General features: G+C 70.7%; 22 protein-coding genes and 1 pseudogene. 13 read left to right on the top strand and 10 right to left on the bottom strand.

From position 1 onward, the window contains the following. Nucleotides 1-16: 16 nt before the first annotated feature. A complete protein-coding gene (locus ACQF4J_RS07375) occupies nt 17-685 on the bottom strand; it encodes a TetR/AcrR family transcriptional regulator (RefSeq protein WP_351582788.1) in 669 nt (222 codons plus the stop codon). Next, on the bottom strand, nt 682-1977 hold the full coding sequence (locus ACQF4J_RS07370) for a PucR family transcriptional regulator (protein ID WP_351582790.1): 1296 nt from the start codon (nt 1975-1977) through the stop codon (nt 682-684). Before ACQF4J_RS07370 ends, ACQF4J_RS07375 begins: the two co-directional genes overlap by 4 nt. Nucleotides 1978-2165: 188 nt before the next feature. Between ACQF4J_RS07370 and ACQF4J_RS07365 the strand changes: the two genes are divergently transcribed. Genes ACQF4J_RS07365 through ACQF4J_RS07345 form a run of 5 tightly spaced genes read left to right on the top strand, consistent with a single transcriptional unit; the run spans nt 2166 to nt 7087 of the window. Further along, nucleotides 2166-2924 carry an ABC transporter ATP-binding protein gene (locus ACQF4J_RS07365; RefSeq protein ID WP_351582792.1) on the top strand — a complete coding sequence of 253 codons (759 nt, stop codon included), beginning with the start codon at nt 2166-2168 and terminating at the stop codon, nt 2922-2924. Next, entirely contained in the window at nt 2921-3733 is an 813-nt protein-coding gene (locus ACQF4J_RS07360; protein ID WP_427165211.1) for an ABC transporter ATP-binding protein, read from the top strand. Before ACQF4J_RS07365 ends, ACQF4J_RS07360 begins: the two co-directional genes overlap by 4 nt. Before the next feature lie 5 nt (nt 3734-3738). Further along, nucleotides 3739-4620: a branched-chain amino acid ABC transporter permease gene (locus ACQF4J_RS07355; protein WP_351582796.1), complete on the top strand. Its 882-nt coding sequence runs from the start codon at nt 3739-3741 to the stop codon at nt 4618-4620. Next, on the top strand, nt 4617-5804 hold the full coding sequence (locus ACQF4J_RS07350) for a branched-chain amino acid ABC transporter permease (protein WP_351582798.1): 1188 nt from the start codon (nt 4617-4619) through the stop codon (nt 5802-5804). Before ACQF4J_RS07355 ends, ACQF4J_RS07350 begins: the two co-directional genes overlap by 4 nt. Nucleotides 5805-5809: 5 nt before the next feature. Continuing rightward, nucleotides 5810-7087 (top strand): ABC transporter substrate-binding protein, encoded by a 1278-nt coding sequence (locus ACQF4J_RS07345; protein ID WP_427165208.1) that lies wholly within the window; start codon nt 5810-5812, stop codon nt 7085-7087. 88 nt (nt 7088-7175) lie between these two features. On the opposite strand, the gene ACQF4J_RS07340 is transcribed toward ACQF4J_RS07345, so the two are convergent. Together ACQF4J_RS07340 and ACQF4J_RS07335 are read right to left on the bottom strand one after the other, a co-directional pair. Then, the gene (locus ACQF4J_RS07340; RefSeq protein WP_427165206.1) at nt 7176-7985 is read right to left on the bottom strand and encodes an SDR family NAD(P)-dependent oxidoreductase; all 810 of its coding nucleotides are present in this window, start codon (nt 7983-7985) and stop codon (nt 7176-7178) included. Beyond that, nucleotides 7978-8628: a carboxymuconolactone decarboxylase family protein gene (locus tag ACQF4J_RS07335; RefSeq protein ID WP_351582804.1), complete on the bottom strand. Its 651-nt coding sequence runs from the start codon at nt 8626-8628 to the stop codon at nt 7978-7980. Before ACQF4J_RS07335 ends, ACQF4J_RS07340 begins: the two co-directional genes overlap by 8 nt. A 221-nt stretch (nt 8629-8849) precedes the next feature. Between ACQF4J_RS07335 and ACQF4J_RS07330 the strand changes: the two genes are divergently transcribed. Together ACQF4J_RS07330 and ACQF4J_RS07325 are read left to right on the top strand one after the other, a co-directional pair. Beyond that, nucleotides 8850-10046 (top strand): PucR family transcriptional regulator, encoded by a 1197-nt coding sequence (locus ACQF4J_RS07330; protein ID WP_427165203.1) that lies wholly within the window; start codon nt 8850-8852, stop codon nt 10044-10046. 58 nt (nt 10047-10104) lie between these two features. Continuing rightward, nucleotides 10105-12525, top strand: coding sequence for a SpoIIE family protein phosphatase (locus ACQF4J_RS07325; RefSeq protein ID WP_427165201.1), 2421 nt, complete (start codon nt 10105-10107; stop codon nt 12523-12525). A 16-nt stretch (nt 12526-12541) separates the two neighbouring features. On the opposite strand, the gene ACQF4J_RS07320 is transcribed toward ACQF4J_RS07325, so the two are convergent. Both ACQF4J_RS07320 and ACQF4J_RS07315 read right to left on the bottom strand, forming a co-directional pair. Next, a complete protein-coding gene (locus tag ACQF4J_RS07320) occupies nt 12542-14158 on the bottom strand; it encodes a cation acetate symporter (RefSeq protein ID WP_351582810.1) in 1617 nt (538 codons plus the stop codon). After that, complete coding sequence (locus tag ACQF4J_RS07315; RefSeq protein WP_427165199.1) at nt 14155-14664, bottom strand: DUF485 domain-containing protein; 510 nt, start codon at nt 14662-14664, stop codon at nt 14155-14157. Before ACQF4J_RS07315 ends, ACQF4J_RS07320 begins: the two co-directional genes overlap by 4 nt. Nucleotides 14665-14878: 214 nt before the next feature. Here ACQF4J_RS07315 and ACQF4J_RS07310 point away from each other — a divergent pair, with 214 nt between their 5' ends. Both ACQF4J_RS07310 and ACQF4J_RS07305 read left to right on the top strand, forming a co-directional pair. Next, nucleotides 14879-15886 carry an NADP-dependent oxidoreductase gene (locus ACQF4J_RS07310; RefSeq protein ID WP_427165197.1) on the top strand — a complete coding sequence of 336 codons (1008 nt, stop codon included), beginning with the start codon at nt 14879-14881 and terminating at the stop codon, nt 15884-15886. After that, the gene (locus ACQF4J_RS07305) at nt 15883-16686 is read left to right on the top strand and encodes an SDR family NAD(P)-dependent oxidoreductase (protein ID WP_351584428.1); all 804 of its coding nucleotides are present in this window, start codon (nt 15883-15885) and stop codon (nt 16684-16686) included. Before ACQF4J_RS07310 ends, ACQF4J_RS07305 begins: the two co-directional genes overlap by 4 nt. 8 nt (nt 16687-16694) lie before the next feature. Here the strand turns inward: ACQF4J_RS07305 and ACQF4J_RS07300 are convergent, their stop codons facing one another. Further along, complete coding sequence (locus ACQF4J_RS07300) at nt 16695-17132, bottom strand: MarR family winged helix-turn-helix transcriptional regulator (RefSeq protein WP_351584426.1); 438 nt, start codon at nt 17130-17132, stop codon at nt 16695-16697. A gap of 130 nt (nt 17133-17262) precedes the next feature. Here ACQF4J_RS07300 and ACQF4J_RS07295 point away from each other — a divergent pair, with 130 nt between their 5' ends. Together ACQF4J_RS07295 and ACQF4J_RS07290 are read left to right on the top strand one after the other, a co-directional pair. Beyond that, nucleotides 17263-18771, top strand: coding sequence for an MFS transporter (locus tag ACQF4J_RS07295; protein WP_351584421.1), 1509 nt, complete (start codon nt 17263-17265; stop codon nt 18769-18771). Between the two features lie 147 nt (nt 18772-18918). Continuing rightward, on the top strand, nt 18919-19716 hold the full coding sequence (locus tag ACQF4J_RS07290) for a maleylpyruvate isomerase family mycothiol-dependent enzyme (protein ID WP_351584419.1): 798 nt from the start codon (nt 18919-18921) through the stop codon (nt 19714-19716). Nucleotides 19717-19740: 24 nt separating this feature from the next. Here the strand turns inward: ACQF4J_RS07290 and ACQF4J_RS07285 are convergent, their stop codons facing one another. Next, nucleotides 19741-20493: a peptidoglycan DD-metalloendopeptidase family protein gene (locus ACQF4J_RS07285; protein WP_427165193.1), complete on the bottom strand. Its 753-nt coding sequence runs from the start codon at nt 20491-20493 to the stop codon at nt 19741-19743. A gap of 265 nt (nt 20494-20758) precedes the next feature. Here ACQF4J_RS07285 and ACQF4J_RS07280 point away from each other — a divergent pair. After that, a pseudogene (locus ACQF4J_RS07280) lies at nt 20759-20923 on the top strand (pirin family protein); the annotation flags it as partial. 160 nt (nt 20924-21083) lie between these two features. Beyond that, complete coding sequence (locus ACQF4J_RS07275; RefSeq protein WP_351584415.1) at nt 21084-21968, top strand: COG4705 family protein; 885 nt, start codon at nt 21084-21086, stop codon at nt 21966-21968. Between the two features lie 32 nt (nt 21969-22000). Here the strand turns inward: ACQF4J_RS07275 and ACQF4J_RS07270 are convergent, their stop codons facing one another. Both ACQF4J_RS07270 and ACQF4J_RS07265 read right to left on the bottom strand, forming a co-directional pair. Next, complete coding sequence (locus ACQF4J_RS07270; RefSeq protein ID WP_427165191.1) at nt 22001-23386, bottom strand: sensor histidine kinase; 1386 nt, start codon at nt 23384-23386, stop codon at nt 22001-22003. Beyond that, nucleotides 23383-24045, bottom strand: a complete 663-nt coding sequence (locus ACQF4J_RS07265) for a response regulator transcription factor (protein WP_427165189.1) — start codon at nt 24043-24045, stop codon at nt 23383-23385. The genes ACQF4J_RS07270 and ACQF4J_RS07265 overlap by 4 nt, the downstream gene beginning before the upstream one ends. Nucleotides 24046-24164: the final 119 nt, after the last annotated feature.

The following is a 24164-nucleotide window of genomic DNA, read 5'->3' as shown; positions in this document are numbered from 1 at the left end:
CCTCTTCTTCTGCTGGTCACGGGCCGGGCGGTGCCGACAGATGGATCAGGATGCCGCACACCTCGTCCACTATCTCCCGGGCCTCCGTCTCATCCCGGCAATCGCCCAGCTCGCGCGCCGCCCCGCCGATGACGGTGGTCAGTACGCTCACCCGGACCCGGCCGGCGCGGCGTCGCTCGTCCACCTCCAGCAGCCGGGCGTTGCGCCGTACCCATGCGCGGTCCCACTGGCGGCGCAGCGCGTCGAAGCCCGCGGGGCCGTCGTCCTCCACGAGGAGCATGCCGAGCCTGCGATTGTCCCAGGCACCCTCCAGATACGCCCTGGTTCCCGCCACGAACAGAGCGATGGGGTCGTCCACACCACGGCCGCGCTCGGCGGCCAGCGTGGCCGCGGTCCTGCGCTCCTGTTCCTCCCGGAACTCCTCCCACAGGGCCAGGTAGAGCCCTCGCTTGCCGCCGTAGTGCTGGAAGAGGCTGCCCACCGGGATGCCGGAGCGCGCCGCGATCTCGGTGAGGCCGGCGTCGGTGTAACCGCGCTCGGTGAACACCTCCAGCGCGGCGTCCAGCAGCGCCCGCCGGACCGTTCCGTTCTGCTCCGTGTGCCCCTCCGGCAGGGCCGACTCTGTCTGCTCGCCCGGCAGTTGATGTGCCGCCTCGGTTCCGGCGGACTCCACGATGCCGCTCACCGGCCCTCCTCACCTTCCCTGGCGCCCTCGCGGATGGCGAGGGCGACCAGTAGTTCCAGCAGGTCGGCGATCCGGCGCGGATTGCGGCCGGTGCGTTCCTCGATCCGGCGCAACCGGTAGTGCGCCGTGTTGTGATGCACCCGCAGCCGGTCGGCGGCCAGCCGCAGATTGAGGTCGGCCTCCGCGAAGGCCCGAATGGTGGCGGCCAGCGTGTCGCCCCGCCTGCGGTCCTCCTCCAGCAGCACCCGCACCCGGGGATCGACCAGCTGACGGGCCAGGTCGTCGGCCCGCAGGGCGAGGTAGTCGAACGGGGAAAGCCGCGGCAGCGCAGCCACCCCGCCCCCGCTCGGCACCAGGTCGAGGGCTGCCCGCGCCTCCTCGTACGCGCGCGGCAGTTCACACGCGCCGTGCGCGACCGTACTCATCCCCATGGAGAGCATGGTCCCGCCCCGCGCGAGCCGCTGCTGCACGGCCTCGAAGTGGGCGCATATGTCGTCCGGGGTCATGCCGGCCCGGACCACGGGCACGGCCACCACCTCTTCGTGGCGTACGACGACCAGGGTCCGGCCCGCCCACGGCCCGGCCACGCTGATCGACGCGGTGGTGGCATACCCGTGCTCGGCCGACGTGAGGTCCCCGGTGCGGGTGTCGCCCACACACACCGCCACGACCGCCATCATCGGCGAGTGCGGCCCGATGCCGTACGCCTGCGCGGCGGCGGACAGCGGGCCGCGCGTCGGTGCCACGCCGGCCAGGAGCTGGTCAAGAAGGTCCCGGCGCTCCCGGTCGGCGTCCGCCACCACGTGCTGCTGGTACTCGACGTAGGCCTGCGCGGCATGGGTGCTGGCGTAGTCGACGTACCGCATCAGCGGGGTGACCAGGGACAGCGCGGCCTGCTGGGCCTCGGCGGACGTGCCCGCGCAGTCCAGCAGCGCGTCCCACAGCACCTGTCGGCCGACCCGGAAGGCACTGATCCAGTCCTCCAGCGCGAACCCGGCCCGTGCCCGCCGCATGGCAGCGGCGCGGCTGAAGACCAGGTCCTCGGGGGCGATACCGCGATCCCCGGCCAGCGCCGCCAACTGCATCCGGTAGTGCTCGAGCACCTGCTCCCGTACGTCCGCGAAGAAGCGTTCGTCCTGCAGCGCGTACGACGGGATCTCCGCGCGCATCACCCCCACGGCGGTGTCCGCCACATCCTCGACCCGGTCGTGGACGGCGTGCAGGATCCGCCACCGCTCCCGGCGGAGCGGTTCGGAAAGCAGGGGAGCGCCCAGAGCGGGCCCGTGAGGCATGGCGCCGATCGTCGCCGCCCGCCTCGTGCTCCGTCAACAGGCTCGGAGTGAGACATCAAGCGTTATCTGTGCGCGGCGCACAGTCCGACGGCCGGGAAGTTGGGTGCTCGCACCCAATGTGCGCCCCGAACGCCCCCACCTACTGTGACGCTCTCCCACCCCCCAGAACGTCGGAAGGGGCGTCACTCATGCTCGCGGTCGACGGTATCACCGTGCGTTTCGGCGGGATCACGGCACTTGACGGTGTCGCGTTCACCGTCGAGCCGGGCACCGCCGTAGGGCTCATCGGACCGAACGGAGCCGGCAAGACCACCTTGTTCAACTGCCTCACCAGGCGCTGTACCCCCGACGGGGGAGACGTGCGGTTCGAGGGCGAGGACCTGCTGGCCCTCCCTCCGCACGCCGTGGCCGGGCGCGGCATCGCCCGCACCTTCCAGAACCTGGGCCTGTTCCCGCAGCTCACGGTCCGGGAGAACGTCATGGTCGGCGCCCACAGCCGGGGGCACACCGGACACCTCGCCGCGGCGCTCCGGCTGCCCCGCGTCCGGCGGGAGGAGAGGGAACTGTGTGATCAGGCGGACGACCTGCTACGGCGGCTCGGTCTGGCGGACGTCGCCGACCACCCCGCCGCCGGGCTGCCGTTCGGCACGCTCAAACGCGTCGAACTCGCCCGGGCCCTCGCCGTACGGCCCCGGCTGCTGCTGCTCGACGAACCCGTCAACGGGCTCAGCCACGGCGAGGTCGGCCAATTCGCGGATCTGGTCCGGTCGGTGCGCGAGGAGTTCGACCTCACGCTCGTGGTGGTCGAACACCACATGGGCTTCGTGATGGGCCTGTGCGACAAGGTGGTCTGCCTCGACTTCGGCCGCAAGATCGCCGAGGGCACGCCGGAGGAGATCCAGCGCGATCCGGCGGTCGTCGAGGCGTACCTGGGAGTGGCCGCATGAGCGAGCCCACCACCACTCAGACCACGCAGCCGGATGTCCCGACTGCGGAACCGGACTTCCTGAAGGTGTCCGGACTGCACGCCGGATACGGCCAGGCCCGCGTCCTCCAGGGCCTCGACTTCTCCGTCGCCCGCGGCGAGGTCTGCGCGATCCTCGGACCCAACGGCGCGGGCAAGACCACGACACTGCGGGCGCTGAGCGGCATGGTCCGCGGCCGCGGCTCGGTCACCCTGAACGGCACGGGACTGCTGGGCCGTTCGCCCGAACAGGCCGCCCGGCTCGGCGTGGCGCATGTGCCCGAGGGGCGGGGCACCTTCAATGAGCTGACCGTCGAGGAGAACCTGCGCATAGGCGCCCACCTGCGCACCGGCTCCGGATGGCGGAGCCGCGCCGAGCGGGCGGCCGTGGCGGCCGACCTGGACCGGATCTACGGCCACTTTCCCAAACTGCGCCAACGCTCGCGGCAGGCCGCCGGCAGCCTCAGCGGCGGGGAGCAGCAGATGCTCGCCATCGGCAGGGCCCTGATGCTGCGGCCCTCGCTGCTGCTCCTCGACGAGCCGTCCCTGGGCCTCGCGCCACTGGTCACCCGTGAGCTGTTCGAAATCGTCCGTGCCGTCAACGAGGAGGAACGCACCACCGTGGTCGTCGTCGAGCAGAACGCCCAGCTCGCGCTGGACATCGCGCACCGGGCGCACGTACTGGAGGCCGGCCGCCTGGTGCTGTCCGGGCCGGCCCAGCAGATCCGCGAGGACGGGCAGGTCGCCGAGGTCTACCTCGGTGTCTCCCTCGGCTCCCGCAAGGCCGGGTGAGCGCTGTGACCGACTTTCTCCAGCAGCTGGTGGAAGGACTGGGCTCCGGCGCGGTGTACGCCAGCCTGGCTCTGGCCCTCGTACTGATTCACCGGTTCACGGGCATCGTCAACTTCGCGCAGGGCGAGCTGGCCATGCTCTCCACGTATGTCGCCTGGCAGTTGGTGGCATCCGGGATGCCGTTCTGGCTGGCGCTGCCGGTCACCCTCGCGGTGTCCTTCGCCGGCGGCATGCTGGTCGAGCGGATCGTCATCCGCCCCGTGCAGGGCGCGCCCGAGCTGACGGTGGTCATCGTCACCGTCGGCCTGTTCATCTTCGTCAACGCGCTGGCCGGCCTCATCTGGTCGTTCACCGTCAAGGACTTCCCGCAGCAGTTCCCCGACGGCGGGCTGGACCTGGCCGGAGTACGCGTGGACTGGTCGACGCTCGGGATCCTCGGCGTGGTGGCCGTCGTGATGGGCCTGCTGTATCTGCTGTTCCAGCACACCTCCATCGGCCTGGTGATGCGGGCCGTCGCCTGCAATCCGGCCTCCGCACGGCTGTCGGGCATCCGGGTGGGCCGGGTCCTGATGCTCGGCTGGGGGCTGGCCGCGACGGTCGGCGCCGTGTCGGGCGTGCTCGTCGCCCCACTGCTGTTCCTGGAGCCCAACATGATGGGCGGGGTGCTGATCTACGCCTTCGCCGCGGCCACCCTGGGAGGCTTCGACAGCCCCGTAGGCGCGGTCGTCGGCGGCCTGTTCGTGGGCGTCGCCGAGACGCTGACCGGGGCGTACGTCGATGTGGTCGGTGCCGATCTGAAGGTGGGCGTACCCCTCGTGATCATTCTGGCGGTGCTGCTGGTGCGGCCCCAGGGCCTGTTCGGACGGGCGGCGGTGGAGCGCGCATGAGCACCCTCACCACGGCACTCGGCACCGACCGGGCCCGGCGGCTGCGAGCCGCGCTCACCGCGCTGCTCGCGGTGGCGGTCGCCTGCGGCGCGCCGTTCTACTTCGCCCCTTTTCAGGTCTTCCAGCTGACCATGGTGCTGCTGTACGCCGTCGCGCTGGCCGGGCTGAACCTGCTGGTCGGCTTCGGCGGGCAGATCTCGCTCGGGCACGGCGCGTTCTTCGCGGCGGGGGCCTACTCGGCGGCGGTCATGCTCGACCGGTACGACACCGGCCACCTGGCCACGCTTCCGGTCGCGGCCGCCGGATGCTTCCTGCTGGGCCTCGGGTTCGGAGTGCCCGCGCTGCGGCTGCGTGGGCTGTATCTGGCCCTGGTCACCCTGTCGTTCGCGGTGTTCCTGCCGTCCCTGCTCAAGCGGCTCGAACCGGTGACGGGCGGCTCCATGGGGCTGACCGTGGACAAGCTGCAGCCACCCGCGTGGAGCGGTCTCGCCGAGGACCAGTGGATGTACTTCGTCGTCCTCACCGTCGCCGCGGTGGCCCTCTTGCTCGCTCGCAACCTGCTGCGCTCCCGGGTCGGCCGGGCCCTGCTCGCCGTACGGGACAACGAGAGTGCCGCCGAGGTCATGGGCGTACGCCTGTCGCTGCACAAGACGCTCGCCTTCGCGTGGAGCGCGATGTTCGCTGGTGTCGCCGGGTGCCTGTACACCTGGGTGATCGGCTTCGTCTCGCCCGACTCCTTCAGCTTCGTGCTGTCCATCACCCTGCTGGCCGGCCTGGTGGTCGGTGGGCTCGGCTCGCTGTACGGGCCCCTGCTGGGCGCGGCGTTCGTGATGTACGTGCCGAGTGTCTCCCAGGACCTCAGCGAGGCCGCGCCGGGAGTGGTGTTCGGCCTGCTGATCATCACGGTGATGTTCGTGGCCCCGACGGGACTTGCCGGTCTGCCGGGCCGTGTCCTGGGCGCGATAGCCCGCCGCCTGCCCCGCACCTCTGCCGCTGCCACCGCCACCGTTCTCGACCGGACACCTGAGGCTGAATCCGCGCCTGACGCGGAGCCGGAGTCCCCACCCGACGCGGAGCCGAACTCGCAGGCCGAAACCCGACCCTCCGCGACGCTCACCCCTGCGGACCCCGCAGTAGCCGACGCCGAACCCGTGGGCGCCCCGCCCCGTACGGAAAAGGACTGAATCACATGCGTAAGACCACCGCTCTGCGGGCTGCCGCAGCTGCCACCGCCGCCCTGCTCACCGCGACCGCCTGCAGCAGTCAGCGAGGGCAGGACACCCAGGACACCGCCGCCGATGGCGCGTGCAAGGGGCAGCAGACCACCGGCATCACGGACAAGACCATCAAGCTCGGCGGGATCTACCCGCTGTCGGGACCGGCCTCCGCGTACGGCACGATCAGCAAGGGTGTCGCCGCCTACTTCAAGTACGTCAACGACAAGGGCGGCATAGACGGCCGCAAGGTGCAGTTCGTCGTCCGTGACGACGGCTACCAGCCGCCCAAGGCGGTCGAGGAGGCCCGCAGACTCGTCGAGCAGGAGAAGGTCTTCGCGGTGTTCCAGACGCTGGGCACCCCGTCCACGGCGGCCGTGTGGGACTACCTGAACAAGCAGAAGGTGCCGCAGCCCTTCGTCGCCACGGGTGCCTCCGTCTGGGGCAGCGACGACAAGCACCCCTGGACCATCGGGTGGCAGCCCAACTACGTGGCCGAGGCCCGGGTGTACGCCAAGTACCTCAAGGAGGAGAAGCCGAACGCCAAGGTCGCGGTCCTCTACCAGAACGACGACTTCGGCAAGGACCTGCTGGGCGGGTTCAAGAAGGCCGTCGCCGGCAGCGGCATCAAGGTGGTCGCCGAGGAGAGCTACGAGGTCACCGACCCGTCCGTGTCCGCGCAGATGGCGAACCTGGCCCGCTCCGAGGCGGACGTCCTGCTCGACATCACCACCCCCAAGTTCGGCAGCCAGGCCCTCGCCGCCGACGCCAAGAACACCAAGTGGAACCCGCTGCACATCGTCAACAACGTGTCCTCGTCCGCCGCCGTGCTCCAGCCCGTCGGGTTCAAGAACGTCCAAGGTGTGGTCTCGGCGACGTACTTCAAGGACCCCGCCGACCCGCAGTGGGCCGACGACCAGGAGATGAGGGCGTACCAGGACGCTCTGCACAAGTACGCGCCCGGCTCCGACCCGGCCAACCAGTTCAACGCCTACGGCTGGGCGGTCGCCTCCAGCCTGCACAAGGCGCTGGACGCGATGAAGTGCCCGACCAGGGAGGGGCTGCGGGACGCGGTGCGTGACCTGAAGGGCGTGAAGGTGGGGATGCTGCTGCCCGGCGTCACGCTGTCCACGGGCCGCGACGACGCCTTCCCGATCGAGACGATGCAGCTGATGCGCTTCAAGGGCAAGCGGTGGCAGCTGTTCGGCAAGCCGGTGGACACCCGTAAGGAGTTCGGCCCGCTGGCGAAGTGAGCCGGAGGGGGCGGTCCCGGTCGATGCCCTGACCTCGGGACCGCCCCCGCCTCGTCCACCGAGGTGGAGCGGACAGCTGACCATTTGCTCAGACGGCGTTCAGTCCTCCGTCGACCACCAGGCTCTGCCCGGTGATGTAGGAGGCGCGCTCGGAGAGCAGGAAGGTGACGGCTTCGGCCACCTCCCAGGCGGTGCCCTGACGGCCGAGCGGTATGCGGGCGAACGAGGCCGAACGCGACGCCCGCCCGGCCGAGGCCTCGCGGCCCATCGGGGTGTCGATCAGGCCCGGAACGATCAGGTTGGCGCGGATACCACGCGGTGCGCCCTCCTTGGCGACATGGCGGGTGAGTCCGAACAGGCCCGCCTTGGAACTGTCGTAGGCGGGCGAGTTGGTGGCCGCGCGCAGCCCCGCCACGGAACCGACGAAGACGACCGAGCCCCCGTCGGCGAGCACGGGCAGCGCGTACTTGGCGGCGAGGAAGGGAGCGCCCAGGTTGAGCGAGAGCACGCGTTCCCACTGCTGCGGTGAGGTGTCCGCCAGGCCCGCGCCGAGTCCGATGCCGACGTTGACCACGAGCGCGTCGAGCGCACCGAGTTCGCGGAGGGCCTCGGCGACCATGGACGAGGACTGGCCGGGACCCGTGGCGTCACCGACGACGGTGATGCCTCGGGTGCCCTCCTCATCGACCAGGGCGGCTGTGGCCGCCGCGGCGGAGGGGGAGACGTCGGCGCAGGCCACGGACGCTCCCTCGCGGGCGGCGAGCACGGCGATCGCCCGCCCGTTGCCCACGGGGGCTTTCGGATCGTGGCTGGGACGCGTGCCGGCACCGATGACCAGTACGTTCCGCCCGGTCAGGAGACCGGCCGGGTGGGGCGCAGGCTGCAGGATCTCAGGCATCGCCGTGTGTCCCGTCCGCCGCGTCCGCGCCGGCTCCGGTGGGCGCGGGCAGGGCTTCCGCCTCGAAGTCGGGCTCGAGCCGGGTACCGGCGGAGTTCAGGAAGAAGGCGACCATGTGGTACTGGCCGACGAGCACGGTGAGCTCGATCAGCTGTGCCTCGTCGTGGTCGGCTGCGAGAGCGGACCAGGTGGCCGCGGACAGACGTGCGTCCCGGTGCAGTTCGTCGGCGGCGAGCAGCAGATGGGCGTCGGCAGGCGTCCACCCCTGGGCGTCCGGGCCCGCGCCGATCCGCCGGATCTCCTCGTCGGTGACCCCGGCGGCCCGGGCCAGCGGTACATGCCGTCCCCATTCGTAGGCTGCCCGGGTGTTGTACGCGGTACGCAGGATCAGCAGTTCCCTGGTCCGGGCGGGAAGACGGCCGTCGCGCAGCAGATGGCTGCCGAACGGCAGGAAGTGCCGGAAGAGGTCGGGGTGCCGTACCAAGGTGGTGAAGACGTTGGCGAGGCGGCCGTCGGCGTCGCGGGGAATCAGGGCGAGCAACTCCCGGGTGGCCGGGTCCCAGTCGTCCTCGCCCAGCGGCGTGAGCCGTGGGCCGGTGTCGGCGCCGGCGTGGTGAGGGTGGTCATGGTGCTCGTCGGTCATGGCGGTCTCCGCACGGTTCGTCGGGGTGGGCCGGTGGCACGAGGGCGGGGGCGAGCACAGTCGATCGGCGCCTTGCCGCGTGCGCCGATGGGCTCCTTCTCCGCCGTGCCACTGTGCTTTCAGGGGCGGGGAGTTGTCGACGGCTCCCCGGCCAAGGCCGGAGGGCCGCATATTGTTCACTCGCACAACGGCCGGGTGCCGGAGGGGGGAAGGTGAGGTCCATGCCCGGACAGTCGGGCGCGGCGGCGCCCCTCGAACAGGTCATCGCCGCGATGGCCGCGCAACAGCGGTACGCGGGCGGGCGGTTGCACGGGGATCTGGCGGACCACATCCCGTCCTACCGTGCCGTCCCGCGCGAACTCCTCGGCCAGATCTGGCATCGGCACTTCCAGCGGGCTCTCACCGTGCTGCGGGAGGGAACGGTGCCCGCGCCGGAGGACTTCGACGAAGCCGACGTTGCCCGGGACCGGGTCGCCCGGGGCGTCCCGCTCGACGACGGGCTCCGCGCCTTCCGCCGGGCGCTGAGCGCGATCCGGGATCTGTTCATCGCCGAGGCGACCGAACACGGTCTGGACCCCGGCCTCGTCGTCGACCGAACCAAGTGCCTGTGGGAGCTCGCGGACGTCGCCAGCCTGCGGATCGCCGCCGTCCACCGGCAGGCGGAGGTCGCCTCCGCCCTGTCCGACGCCCGCCGCCGCGCCGACTTCCTGCGCGGACTGCTCTACGGCACGCTGAGCGCCGTAGAGATCCACAGCGGTGCGGCGATCTACGGACTGGACGTGTCGCGGCCGTACCGGGCCGTCAGAGCCGTACCGTACGGCGACCTCGGTCCTGACGCGCTCGAACGCTCCCTGGAGTCCCAGGCCCGCAGGAACGGCCGAGGCGCGCTGCTCACCGTGCTGGACGACGCCGTCGCCGGAGTCGTCGAGGCGAAGCCGGAGACGGGCGATCTGGAGGTGACGGCGGGGCTCGGCCCGCCGACGGACCTCACCGCGGCGCACCGCTCCTTCCGTACCGCCGGCCGGCTGCTGGATGCCGCCCGTGCGTACGGTCTGCGCGGCGTGTACGACCTGAGCGACCTGTCCTGGCGCGTGGCCGTCGTCTCCGAACCGGAACTCGCCGAGTTGCTGATCGACCGCTATCTGCGCCCACTGGAGGCGGAGGGTGAGTTCGGAGCGCTCATCGAGGAGTCGGTGCGGGGATACCTGCAGAAGGGGCGGCACATCCGTGAGGTCGCCCGCAGCGCACACGTCCATGTCAACACCGTCCGCTACCGGCTGCGCCGGTTCGAGGAGCTGACCGGTGTCGGCCTGGACAGTGCGGATACCGCTGTGGAGCTCAGCTGGGCCCTGGCGGCACGCGACCTGAGGACACCCCCGCGCCGCCCGGCGGGCCCTGTTCATGGCGCGGTCCCGTAGCGGCGAGCTACGGACGTTGTCAGAGTGGGACTGTCCCGGTACAGCGGTGGAGAAGCGGATGACGGAGTTCAGCGAAAGCCACGACGATCCGTTTGCCCTGCACCTCGTCGCCCTGGCGGTGCTCGACGACCGGGGAGTCGTGGTCGGATGGAACCAGCGGGCGCAGGAGCTGCTCGGCCATCCCGACACGGCCGTGATCGGCCGTCCGGCCTTCGAGGTCCTTGTCGGCCCGAGCGAAATGCCGGCCGCCAGGGAGGCCGCGGCAAAGTGCAGGAAGGCCGGCGGCTGGTTCGGGGTGCTGAAGGTGCGCCACCGCGACGGGCGGCTCGTGGAGATGGGGCTCAGGGCCCATGCGCTCACCCGCGACGGCCAGACCTCTGAGTGGCTACTGGCCGGGGCACTCGCGGCCGACGTCATGGAGTGGCAACGGGACCGTGCGGTCCTCGACGGTCTGTACCGCCAGTGCCCGATCGGACTGGTCGTGCACGGCACCGACCTGAGGCTTCTCAGGGTCAACCGGGCCATCGAACGCTTCAGCGGCGTCCCCGCGGCGGGCTTCGAGGGGCTGCCCAGCGGGCAGATGCTCATCCCCGACGACGCACGCAAGGCCCTGGACCGGGTGCGCCAGGTGATGGAGACCGGCAGACCGCTCGTCTACTCCGAGCAGTTCGTCCGCCTGGAGCAGGATCCGGGACGGGAACGGGTCGCCCTGGTCTCGTCCTTCCGCATGGAGGATCCCGCGGGCCGCATCCTGGGCGTGGCCGAGATGATCGAGGACATTACCGACCGTCATCGGGCCCAGCGCCGGCTCGCGCTCCTCGACCAGGCCGGCAGCCGTATCGGAACCACCCTCGACGTGGCGGAGACCGCCCGGGAACTCGCCGAGGTGATGGTGCCCCACCTCGCCGACCACGCGTCGGTGGACCTGCTCCAGCCGGTGACGCGCGGCGAGGAACTGGCACCGGTCCTGGCGGGGCCCGTCGTACGGCTCGGCGCCAGCAGCGTGGGGGCCCAGCAACCCGGCCCACCGCACCCCCACGGCGAGCCGGTGGACTTCGCGCCCGACTCACCCCAGGCCAGGTGCCTGTCCGAAGGGCGGCCCGTCCTGGAACCGGTGCTGCCGCCCGACTGGCTCTCGACGGAAGGCCACCAGGGAGCCCACGCTCCGGACCTGGGCGTCCACTCGCTGATCGTCGTACCCCTCGCCGCGCGCGGCATGGTGCTGGGCGTGATGACCCTGTGGCGTTCGCGCCGCCCCGACCCCTTCGAGGCGGACGATCTCACCCTCGCCCAGGAACTCGCCTCGCGTGCCGCCGTCGCCATCGACAACGCCCGGCGCTTCACCCAGCAACAGCAGACCGCGTTCACCCTGCAGAGCAGCCTGCTGCCCCGGGCGGTCCCGGACCAGCCGGCCGTAGAGGTGGCGCTGCGGTATCTGCCGGCCAGCGCGGCTCCGGGCCTGGGCGGCGACTGGTTCGACGTGATCCCCCTGTCCGGGGCCCGGGTCGCCCTCGTCGTCGGCGACGTGGTGGGACGTGGCATCCACGCAGCCGCCACCATGGGCCGACTGCGCACTGCCGTACACACCCTCGCGAGCCTCGACCTGGAACCGGACGAGGTCCTCTCCCGGCTGGACGACATGGTCAACCTGCTGGCCGTCGAACAGGAGGCGGCGGGCGAACGGCCCGTCGGTGAGCAGGTCGTCGGCGCCACCTGCCTGTACGCCGTGTACGACCCGGTCTCGCGGCGGTGTTCCGTGGCCCGCGCCGGCCACCCGCCGCCCGTGGTGACCACTCCGGACGGACACGTCGCACCGCTCGACCTGCCCGCCGGCCCGCCGCTCGGCCTGGGCGGCCTGCCCTTCGAGGCCCGGGAGGTCGAACTGGCCGAGGGAAGCCTGCTGTGCCTGTACACCAACGGCGTCATCGGCGAACGCCACCTCGACCTCGACGCGGGCCTGTCCAAACTGTGCGCGGCGCTCACCCGCCCGGCGGACGCCCTGGAGCGAACATGCCAGGCTGTGGTCGACTCGCTCGTACCGTCGCGCCCCAGCGACGACGTCGCCCTGCTGATCGCCCGTACGCTCATGCTGCCGCAGGACGACGTCGCCTCGTGGCAGCTGCCGCCGGAGCCGGCCAGTGCCGCCCGCGCACGGGCGCTGACCTCGGCCAAGCTGACCGAATGGGGTCTGGAGCATCTGGCGTTCACCACCGAGCTGATCGCCAGCGAACTGGTCACCAACGTGTACCGGTACGCCAGCGGCCCCGCGACTCTCCGGCTGATCCGTGAACGGACCCTGGTGTGCGAGGTCAGCGACACCGGCCACACCTCCCCCCACCTGCGCCGCGCCCGTACGACCGACGAGGGCGGGCGCGGCCTGTTCCTGGTGGCGCAGATGGCCGAACGGTGGGGCACCCGCTACACCCGCGAGGGCAAGACCGTGTGGACCGAGCAGTCACTGACCGGCCTGCTCACCTGACCCTCTCAGGCCGCGGTCATTCCGCTGCGGCCAGCAGCCGTGCCTCGCTCTCGTCGTACAGTCGCCGGTTCAACCGGCTGTCGGCGGCGCGGCGCCGGTGGTCCAGGCGGCTGCCCAGCCACCCGGCCAGGTAGCCGAACGGGATGGAGATCAGCCCGGTGGACTGCATCGGGAACAGGTCGAAGTCGGCGTTCGGGAAGACGGCGGACGGTGTGCCCGAGACGGCCTTGGAGAAGATCATGAGCAGCAACGCGCAGGCCGCACCGCCGTAGAGGGTGGCGAGCAGGCCGGTGCGTGTGAATCCGCGCCAGAACAGGGAGTAGGTGAGCGCGGGTGCCACCGCCGACGCGCCCACGCAGATGGCCAGAGTGGTCAGCACACCGACGTTCCAGTTCTGGACGAGCGTGGCGAGCCCGATGGCCACGGTTCCCACGCCCACGCTCGTCCACGCCGCCACCGTCATCTCCGTACGCGGCTCGGCCTGTCCCCGCCGGGCCGCGTGGGCGAACAGGTCGTGGGCGAGCGAAGAGGCCGCGGCCAGGGTCATCCCCGCGACCGACGACAGCAGGGTGATGAACACCATGCCCGCCACGGCCGAGTAGAGAATCGTCGCGCCCGCGGAGGAGGAGGCTCCGCCGAGCACCTGCGACAGCATGAGCACCGACGTCCGGCCCTGCGGGTCGGCCGCGGTGATGTACCGCGATCCCACCAGCGCCGCCGCGCCCGTACCCATGACGATCACGAGCAGACAGAAGGTGGTGACCGTGCCGACCGCCCACGACATGGAGCGACGCACGGCCGGCACGTCCTGCGCGGAGTACAGACGCATCGTGATGTGGGGGAGACAGGCCACGCCGAGGACCACGGTGATCTGGAGACCGACGAAGTCCAGCCGGTCGACGGCCGAGGTGCCCAGCTGAAGGCCCTGCTGGAGGAAGGCCGGGCCCGCGCCGCTGCCCTGCTGGGCCGCCCTGAGGACGTCGCCGGGATTCCAGTCGAATCGGTTCAGCACCAGAGCGGCGACGACGAAACTGGTGCCGATCAGGATTACGATCTTGATCATCTGGATGAGCGCGGTGCCCCGCATACCGCCGAGCGCCGCGTAAATGATCATCAGGCTGCCGACGATGACGATGCAGGCCGTCCTGGCGCCCGCCATGTGCGGGATGCCCAGGATGAAGGTGAGCAGTGACCCGGCCCCGGAGAGCTGGACGACGAGGAAGGGCACGGTCGCCGAGAGCGTCACGACGCAGGCGGCGACCCGCACCGCCCGCCCTTGCATGTTGCGGGCCAGGACGTCACCCATGGTGAATTGGCCGGCGTTGCGCAGGGGTTCGGCCAGCAGGAACATCAGCAGGACCAGGGACAGGGCCGTGCTGACCGCGAGGACATAGCCGTCGTAACCGGCGAGCGCGATGATGCCCGTGGTGCTCAGGACCGTGGCCGCGGAGATGTAGTCGCCCGCGATGGCCAGGCCGTTCTTGAGCGGGGTGAGCGAGCGGTAGCCGGTGTAGAAGTTCGTCAGGTCGTCGCGTTCCGGTCCCGCCATCACGCACATCATCAGCGTGACGGTGACCAGCGTGGTGAACAGGACCAGGACGACAGCCTGCGTCCCGGAGCTGAAGTCGTTCATCTCGCCATCCCCGCGTTCCGGCCGGCGGGGACCGCCCGCTCCCTGACGGCCAGGGCCAACGGATCCACCGAGCGCTGTGCGCTGCGTCCGTACCAGGAGACCGCCGCGAAGGTGACGACGAGCTGGAAGACCCCCAGGGTCATTCCCAGGCTCAGCTGCCCGGCGACACTGACCCCCATCAGGCCCGGCGCGTAGCAGGACAGCACGACATACACCACGAAGGAGCCGAGCGCGGTGAGGGTGGAGATCCGGCGGAGCGCGCGGTAGGCCGAGCGCAGGGCGGCGAGGTCGGCGTTGGGCCGCTGGGTCTCGTGCGCGTACGGCTCGTCCCAGGAAGCCTGTCCGTACGGCTCGGTCCACGAAGCCTGCTCGTACGACTCGGTCCAGGGGGCTTGCCCGTACGGCTCGTACCGCGGGGCGTTGTGTCCGTACCGCTGGTGCTCGGTGTGGGGCGGCGGCCACCCCGTGTCCGAGGGTGGATACCGATTCTCGTCGGCGAATGTCATCGCAGGGCCTTCCGCTACGGCGATGGCTGTGAGCGGCGCACGATACCGACTGGTTGGAATGCCCATAAGGTCATCGCGGGTCACGTTTCGGGGTCGGTACGGCTCTCTGGGTGCAGGTCGGCGGGCGGCGTGCCGGCGTGTGGCGAACATCATGCACCAGGCATACCTACTGGTCGGTACGCTGCGGCGGGAGCCGTGAACGACAGGAGGCGCGATGTCTGCGACCAACCGCCAGATCCGTCTGGCAGCCCGCCCCGTGGGCGAGGTCAAGCCCGAGGACTGGGAGCACTTCTCAGGGCCCTTCGACGAGCCGGGCCCGGGCCGATTCGCGGGCCGGACGCGCTTCATCTCGCTGGATCCGGCGATGCGGGGCTGGCTGGACGACCGCCCCTCCTACCTGCCGCCGGTGGGCATCGGCGAGGTGATGCGCGCCGGGTCGGTCATCGAGGTCACCGCCTCGAATCACCCCGACTTCCAGCCGGGCGATCACGTGGTCGGCACGTTCGGCGTCCAGGAGTACGTGGTCTCCGACGGCAAGGGCGCCCTGAAGGTCGACACCTCCCTCGCCCCGCCCTCGACTTATCTCGGCGCGCTGGGCATGCCCGGCATGACCGCCTACTTCGGTCTGCTGGACGTCGGGGCGCTGAAGGACGGTGAGACCGTCGTGGTGTCCGGAGCGGCCGGAGCCGTCGGCACCATGGCCGGTCAGATCGCCAAGGCCAAGGGCTGCCGGGTCGTGGGCATCGCCGGCGGGCCGGAGAAGTGCGCCCTGCTCGTCGACGAACTCGGATTCGACGCGGCGATCGACTACCGCGCCGAGGACGTCAGGAAGGCGCTGCGGCAGCACGCTCCCGACGGCATCGACGTCTACTTCGACAACGTCGGAGGAGACATCCTCGACGCCGCCCTGACGAGGCTGGCGATGCACGCGCGGGTCGTGGTCTGCGGTGCGATCAGCCAGTACAACAACGCCACGCCGGTCAAGGGCCCGTCCAACTACCTCTCGCTGCTGGTGCGCCGCGCCCGCATGGAGGGCTTCGTCGTCTTCGACTACGCCAAGCGCTACGCGCAGGCGGCGCAGGAGATCGCCGCCTGGATCGGGGCCGGCCGCATCAAGGTCAAGGAGCATGTGGTGAAGGGGAGCGTGGACGACTTCCCCGAGACGCTGGGGATGCTCTTCCGCGGGGAGAACGTCGGCAAGCTCGTCCTGGAGTTGGCATGACGGCCGTCGAGAGCGCCGTCGCCGCCCGGCCGGGACAGGCGGAGGGCGCCGCGCTCCAGGGCAAGGTGGCGATCGTCACCGGCGGTGCCAGTGGACTGGGCCGGGCCACGGCACTGGCGCTGGCGGAGGCGGGGGCGCGCGTGGTCGTCGCGGACCTCGACGCGCGGGGCGGCCGCGAGGTGGCCGACATGGTCGGCGGCCGTTTCCGCGCCTGCGACGTCTCCGATCCCGACGCCAACCGCGCGCTGGTGGACTTCGCCCAGGAGCAGTACGGCGGCGTCGACATCGCCTTGCTCAACGCCGGGGTGGCGACCGGATGCGGCGTCGGCGAGGACTTCGACCTGGCACGCTACCGTCGCGCGATGGGAGCCAACCTCGACGGCGTGGTCTTCGGCACCCATGCGGTGCTGCCGGCGCTGCGGGCCCGCGGGGGAGGGGCCATCGTGGCGACCGCGTCCCTGGCGGGCCTGGCCGCCGTACCGCTCGATCCTCTGTACGCGGCCAACAAGCACGCGGTCGTAGGGCTTGCCCGCTCCCTGGGGCCGGCTCTCGCGGCGGACAACGTGCGCTTCAACGCTGTCTGCCCCGGCTTCGCGGAGTCGCGGATCATCGATCCGCTGCGCGACATGCTCTCCAAGCAGGGGCTGTCGGTCATTCCGGCCGAGGTCGTGGCGGACACCGTGCTGCGGATCCTCACCGGAGACGGCACGGGGGAGTGCTGGTTCATCCAGCCCGGCCGCGATCCGGAGCCGTTCCGGTTCCGTACGGTCCCTGGTCCCGGCGAGCCTGTCGGCGTCTGAGAAGACCGTCAGGCGGTGGTGGGCTGAGAGGCGAACGCGCGCTCGAGCAGTGCGTACAGAGTGTCCTGCTCCTGCTCGCTGAGTCTGCTCAGCCCGGCCAACGTCTTGTTCATCTTCCCGCGGATCACGTCGATGACCTGCTCGCCCTCCTCGGTGAGCAGGACGTTCTTGACGCGCCTATCGGAGGGGCTCGGCTCGCGGCGCACCAGGCCGCGCTTCTCCAGCCGGTCGACGATTCCGGTCATGTTGGAGGCGTCGCAGGTCAGCGTGGTGGCCAGCGTGCTCATGGAGGCGGGTCCCCGGCGCAGCACGTTGAGCGTCTTGCCCTGGCTGGCCGTGAGGTTCTCGCTCGCGGCGGCGACCGTGAAGTCGCCGTAGTAGGCAGCCAGGGACACCGAGAGCAGCTCCATGAGCCGGGAGGTGTCGACGCGAGAGGGTGCGGTCATGAGCGTCACCTTACGCCTGAAAACTTGACTATCTCAAATATCGATGGCTACGGTCTCACCCGTTACTTGAAGTTCTCAAGCTTCGATGTTCTCAAGTAGTTCGTCGAGCTCTCACGTAGGGAAGAGATCCGTGCCTCACGCGCAGCAGACGGCGCCCCGGAGACAGCCAGCCGACACCGCGGTCGTCCTGGTGCTGGGCCTCGCCGCGATGGTCGTCTCGATGATGCAGACGCTCGTCGTCCCGATCCTGGGAATCATCCAGAGCGACCTGCGGGCGACCACGGCCAACGTCAGCTGGGTGACCACCGCCACGCTTCTGTCGGCCGCGGTCTTCACACCGCTGCTCGGCCGCTTCGGCGACCAGCACGGCAAGAAGCCCACCCTCGTGGGCGTGCTGCTCGTGATGATCGCGGGCTCGGTGCTCGCCGCCACCACCACCTCGCTGACGTGGCTGATCGTCGCCCGAGTGATGCAGGGTGCGGCCACCGCGATCTTCCCGCTCGCCCTCTCCATCCTGCGTGAGGAGATCAGGCCGGAGAAGCTGCACGGCGCCATGGCCCTGGTCAGCGGCACGCTCGCGTTCGGCAGCGGACTCGCGCTGGTCGGCGCCGGGCTCCTCACCCGCGGCTCCGACCCCGACTACCACCGGGTCTTCTGGCTCGCGGTGGTCCTCGCGGTGATGGCGCTGGCGGGTGTGCTGTTCACCGTGCCCACTTCCCGGACGACCACGGGCGGGCGCACGGACTGGCTGGGCGCGGGCACCCTGGCGATGCAGCTGGTGCTGCTGCTTCTGCCGGTCTCGCAGGGACACGAGTGGGGATGGACGTCCGGCCGTACGCTCGGCTCCTTCGCCGGGGCCGTCGTCATGGCGGTGGTGTGGGTCGTCGCCGAGCGCCGGGTCAAGGAACCCATGGTGGACATGAAGATGTTCGTCCACCGGCCCGTTCTCTTCACCAACCTGGCCGGGCTGCTGCTGGGCTTCGCGATGTTCGCCCAGTTCATCGGTGTCTCGTACCTCGTCCAGATGCCGGAAGGCGTCGTCGGCTACGGCTTCGGCGCTTCCGTGCTCGAAGCGTCCGTCGTGTATCTGCTGCCGACCACACTCGTCTCGCTCGTGGGCGCCCAGTTCGGCGGGGTCCTGGTGCGCCGGCTCGGCGCGCGCTTCACCCTGGCCGCCGGGGCCTGCTTCGGAGTGCTCGGCTTCACGTGGCTGAGCGTCGGGCACGATGTGACGGCCTCGGTGATCGGCGCCGGCATGGTCATCGGCCTGGCGATCAGCTTCGGCTACGCCGCCATGCCCGCGCTCATCGTCGCCGGCGTGCCCGCCCACCAGTCCGGCATCGCCAACGGCATCAACTCCATCTCCCGCTCGGTCGGCAGCGCCGTCGCAAGCGCGGTGATCACCTCGCTGCTGGCGTCGAAGACCATCCCGCTGCCGGGCGGAGGGCCCGCGCTGCCGCAGGAGAGCCAGTTCACGACGACCTTCGTGATCGCCGGAGCGGCCTTCGGCCTGGTCGTCGCCGTGGCCCTTGTCGGCATCAAGTCGTCGCACGCCCCTCGTACGTCCGTGCCGAGGAAGGTCGCGGACTCCTCGACGGCGGGGCTTGCGGAGGCGGAGGCCGGTGCCGAGCTCGTGTGACCGTGCTTCAGGCTCTGCCGCTGTCTCCAAGCGTTGCCGCCGTCCGGAATCATCGAAAGGTTCAGCCACCACAAAGCAGTCCTCACCCAGCCGTCTGCTTGACCCCGCAGTCTCCTTGAACCCGCAGTCCCCGAAAGGCATGTCACGATGACGACGTCCGACCACCCCCAGCACGCACCCGCTGCCACCTCGGTCGATCACCGCACCGCGGTCGCGGCGGAGACCGCCCGGTTCGTCGCAGCGGTCAAGGACGCCGACCTGGCCACGGCGGTGCCCAGCTGTCCCGGCTGGACGCTGGCCGACCTGGTCAGGCACACGGGCAGCGTCCACCGCTGGTTCTCCGTCCTGCTGCGGGCGCGCATCCAGGAACCCCCGCGCACGCGTGACGTGGACCTTCAGCTCCCCGGCCAGGAGGACGGATACGTCGACTGGCTGGCCGAGAGCGCGACCGTGGCCGCGGACGCCTTCGCGGCCACCGACCCGGACCTGCCGATGTGGGCCTGGGGCGCCGACCAGCACGCCCGATTCTGGGCACGCCGGATGCTCTTCGAGACCCTGCTGCACCGGGCCGACGCCGAGGTCGCACTCGGACTCCGGCCCGCGATCGACCGCCCGGTCGCGGTGGACGGGATCGACGAGTTCCTCGTCAATCTGCCCTTCGCCACCTTCTTCGCGCCCAAGGTGGCCGACCTCCGTGGCTCCGACACGACCATCCGCTTCCGCACGACCGACGGGGACGACGCCTGGGTCGTCCGCCTGCGGCCCGACGGCTTCGGGCTCGACCCGGCTCACCCGACCGCGGCCCCCACTGACGCGACCGTCCAGGGAACCGCGGCCGACCTGCTCCTCCTCGTCTACGGCCGACTGCCCTACCAGGCAGATGCCTTCGCCCACGAGGGCGACGAGCACTTGCTGACCCACTGGTTCGCCAACTCCGCGTTCTGAGAAGGCGCCGGCCCCCTCACACCCTCACCAACTGGGCCTGGCGACACCGCCGTAGGAACAGGTGCAGCCCTTCGACATCTCGAAGTGCAGATGCGGCCCGGTCGCGTTGCCGATGGCGCCGACCTTGCCGAGCTGCCTTCCGGCACTGACCTTCTGACCGGCCTTCACCTGCCGTTCCGAGAGATGGCAGTAGGTGGAGATGTGGCCGTTGTCCGCGTGCAGCCCGATCCATTGCCCGTAGGCTTTCCCGTCCGGTTCCGGCTTCCAGGCGTACGGACCATGTGCGTAGAAGCCGAAGGTGACCTTGTCCCCGGGCACGGGCGACGGCACCTGTTTCCTGCCGGGAGTGCCCGCACGGGGAGGGGAGGGTGCTGCGGTCCTGCAGTCGACCTGGAAATGGACATCGTGGCCGAGGGCGGTGGGGGAGGTGCAGCCGGGGTTGCCGTCGGCGTCGGTTCCTTTGAAGCCCTGGGCGAGTTGTTCGGCGCGGTAGGCGGCTCTGGTCTGTTCGCCGAAGAAGCCGGTGGGGCCGTCGGGGATCTTGCGGCCCCGGGTGATCAGGGCCTTCTGTACGGTGCGTACGTCCTCGTTCCGCTTGCCGAACTGGACGTTGGACAGGGCGACGATGACCGGTTCGCCTCCTCTCGTCAGGCCCAGGGGGTCACGGCCAGCCGGATCCGCGCGTTCTCGCCCAGGAGCGGGGCGTCGGTGTCGGGCAGTTCGATGTCGTCGGTCCAGACTCCCGGGGCGGGGTTCTGCGTTGTAGATTTCCGTCAAACGTGCAATCGCCTGGTCCTGGGTCGCGAACCCGGACTCCTTCACCTGCTTCCCCGCCCCCGACCGGTAGCGGATCTTGTAATGGTGGGGACACTTCGACCACCGCGACCGCGGATGCTCACACTCCTTGAAAAACGAACCCATCCCACGAACCAGGGCAGTGGAACTCACGGTTGCTGACTCCTCCGAGACCGATGCTGACGGTTTGCTCACCGTCGGCGGTCCGGAACGCCGCTGACCTGCGCTAATGCGCACAGGACCCGCTATGTTCCGGAACTGGATCGGGCGGTCCCAGGAAGAGATCGAGCAGGCACGCCGGGGCTGGATGGAGGGCACTCGCTTCGGTGAGGTGAAGGGCTACGACGGCGCCCCTCTGCCCGCTCCGGAGCTGCCGCCCCTGCTGCTGAAGCCGCGGGGCAGGGTGCGCTGACGTCACGCACCTGATCGTGCGTCAGGCGTTCAGGATGCGTTCAGGTGGACGCTGCCAAGGTCGATCAGGACGACCGCCGTCGCGCGGTCGCCGCTTGTCACAGGGCGCTCGTCCCCTCGCGGGGCGGGCGCTCTGCCGTTCGACCTAGGAGCCCCCCACCGTGCAGAAACCCGACATGCTCACCGACCTCGACGTCGCGAGCTCGACCAAGTCGGTCATGAAGAAACTCCCGGAGGTGACGCTGGCGTTCTGGATCATGAAGATCGCCGCGACCACCCTCGGCGAGACGGCCGGCGACCTCTTCTCGCAGACCCTGAAGCTCGGCTACTTCCTCACCACGATCGTCCTGTTCCTCGTCTTCGTGGTGACGCTGGTCGTCCAGCTCAGGTCCGACCACTACAACCCGTTCTTCTACTGGACCGTGATCCTGTCGACCAGCATGGCCGGCACCACGATGTCCGACTTCATGAACCGCGACGCCAGCGCCAAGTACCTGGCGAGCGGCGCCACTTCGCTGGGCTGGGGCCCGCAGGGCCTCGGCCTCGGCTATCCCGCGGGCGCCGCGATCCTCGTCTCGATCCTGCTCGTCATCTTCGCCGTGTGGAAGGCGGCCGGGATGACCTTCGCCATCCGGGACATCGTCAGCTTCCGCGGCGAGGCGCTGTTCTGGTCGGCGATCCTCGTCTCCAACACCCTCGGCACCTCCATGGGCGACTTCCTCTCCGACAGCTCCGGACTCGGCTACGCAGGCGGCGCGCTGCTCGTGGCGGGGGCGCTCGCCGTCCTCCTCGCCCTGATGAAGGTCCCGGCGGTGCCGAACGTGCTGCTGTTCTGGATCGCGTTCGTCCTCACCCGGCCGCTCGGTGCGACGGCCGGTGACTTCCTGACCAAGCCGGTCGCCAAGGGCGGCCTCGACCTCGGCACGGCCGGTTCCTCGGCCGTACTGCTGGCCGTCCTGTTCGGCCTGATGGCCCACGCCCAGGTCCGGGAGCGGCGGACGGCGGCACCGTCGGAGCGGGAGGCCGTCGCTCAGCCTGCCGACTGAGTCGGCCGGTCGTCGCCCGGCCGGTCGGTCCGTCATCCGGCCGGCAGGTCGATCCAGAAGCGCGCGCCGCCCTGGTGTCCGGCGTCGTGCGACACCTCACCGCCGACGGCACGGGCCAGGCGGCGCGCGAGCGGCAGGCCGAGGCCCGCGCCGTCGTGCCCGTCGCCCGGGTCGGCGCGCCGGCCGGGCTGGAAGAGCCGGCCGAGGAACGGCTCCGGTACGCCCGTACCGTCGTCGGTGACGGTGATCCGCAGACCGCCGGGCCGCCTTCGCGCGGAGACGGTCACGGTGGAGCGGGCGTACCGCACCGCGTTGGTCAGCAGCGGGCTGACGACACGTTCGAGGAGAGCGGGAGCGACGCCCGCCTCCAGGTCCCCGTCCGGTACGTCGACGACCGTCTTGATCCGTTCGCCGTGTTCCCGTTTGTCGAGGTTCGCGGCCAGCCGGTGCAGGACGGGCGCGACGGCGGCGGTACCCGGGGCCGTGGAGGAGTTGAGGGCGCTCTCCCGCGCGTCGTCGAGCAGGGTGTCGCAGATCGTGCGCATGGACTGGGCGGCCTCGGCGATCACCTCGTGGGTGGCGTGGGTCTCGGCTGCCGAGCGGGGCCGCGCCCGCCACCAGTCGAGTTCGATGATGATCCGGGTGAGCGGAGTGCGCAGTTCGTGCGACAACTCGCCGGTCAGCTGCCGCTCGTGCCGCAGCACCGTGCGGATGCGGTCCAGCAGCGCGTCCAGCGAGGTGCCCAGCCGGGCCAGTTCGGCCGGATGGTGCTCGGCTCCGAAGCGGTCGTCGGAGCCGACGGCACTCCACTGCGTGGCCTGGTCCGTCATCGTGCGGACGGGGCGCAGCGCCCGCCCCACGGCCAGGCGCGTCAGCAGATAGGTGCAGGCCAGCATGACGGCGTCCAGGATCAGTGACCCGAGCAGCACCGTCCGCGCCGAGTTGCGGTACGGGGCGAGGTCGAGGGCGGTGACGACGGTCGCGGCGCTGTGGCCTCCGGTCACGGGGCGGGAGCACAGACGGACGAATCGGGGGTTCTCGGCCCGTGCCGTCACACAGACCCCTCGGCCGCCCGCGGCCAGCCGGCCGGCGGCGCTGGTCAGGGCGTTGCCGGCGGGGGCCCTCGGCGGCTTCTCCACCAGCCGTGTTCCGTCGTAGATCCATACGTTCGCGTCGAGGAGGCCGTCGTTGACGGTCTCCACGATGCGCACGCGGGGGCCGCTGGTGTCGATGGTGGTGGCGACGGCGGCCGCGCGGTTGCGCAGCTCGTCGTCCGCCTGGTGCTGCAGATGCCGGTCCATCACGGCGTTGAAGGCCACGGTCAGGACGGCCATCAGCAACGCGGCGGTGGTCAGCGCGACCAGCGACAGGCGGCCACGCAGGGTTTTGGGGGTCAGGCGGTCCGGGAGAGCGTTCATGACAGCCGGTGCCCGACCCCGCGAACGGTCGTGAGGTTCAGATCGCTGCCCGCCCCGCGCAACTTGCGGCGCAGCCGGCTCAGGTACTGGTCCAGCGTGTTGTCGCTGACCTGCGCGCCGTCGGGCCAGGCCGCCCCCACCAGATCGCGCCGGCTCACGATGCCGCCGGCCGCCGCGACGAGGGTGGCCAGCAGACGGAACTCGGTGGGGGAGAGGCCGACGTGCGCCTCGCCGACCGTGGCGCTGTGCCGGGTCGCGTCCAGCACCAGATCGCCCGCTCCGACCACGGCCGGCGGCGCGGAGCGTTTGAGCGCGACCCGCAGCCGGGCGACGAGTTCGGCGAGATGGAACGGCTTGGACAGATAGTCGTCGGCACCGGCGGAGAACCCCGACAGCCGGTCGGTGAGGTGGTGGCGGGCCGTGAGGAAGATGATCGGGGCGGTGAACCCGTTGGCGCGCAGTGCCTGGCACACGTCCCGGCCGTCCGCGTCGGGCAGCCCGACGTCCAGGACGACCGCGGCGATGTCCTCGGCCGCCAGCCGCAGGGCGGTGGCCCCGTCGGCGGCGGGTACGGGCGCGAAGCCCTCGTCGGACAGGCCCCGGCGCAGCACGTCACGCAGGGCGTGATCGTCCTCGACGACCAGGATCTTGTGGCGCATGCTTCTCCGTCCGGTGGATGAAGGCGATTCACGCAAACCGCTTACCGACTACAACCTTGTAGACGCCGTCTGAACTGTAGACGATCGAGGAGGGGCGTCCGTTCCCGTCCGTGACCCGA

The organism is Streptomyces sp. C1-1 (assembly GCF_050214755.1).
Classification (GTDB): Bacteria; Actinomycetota; Actinomycetes; order Streptomycetales; family Streptomycetaceae; genus Streptomyces.
Note: the sequence above shows the minus strand (reverse complement) of the source record. Positions and strands in the feature narration are given on the sequence as shown.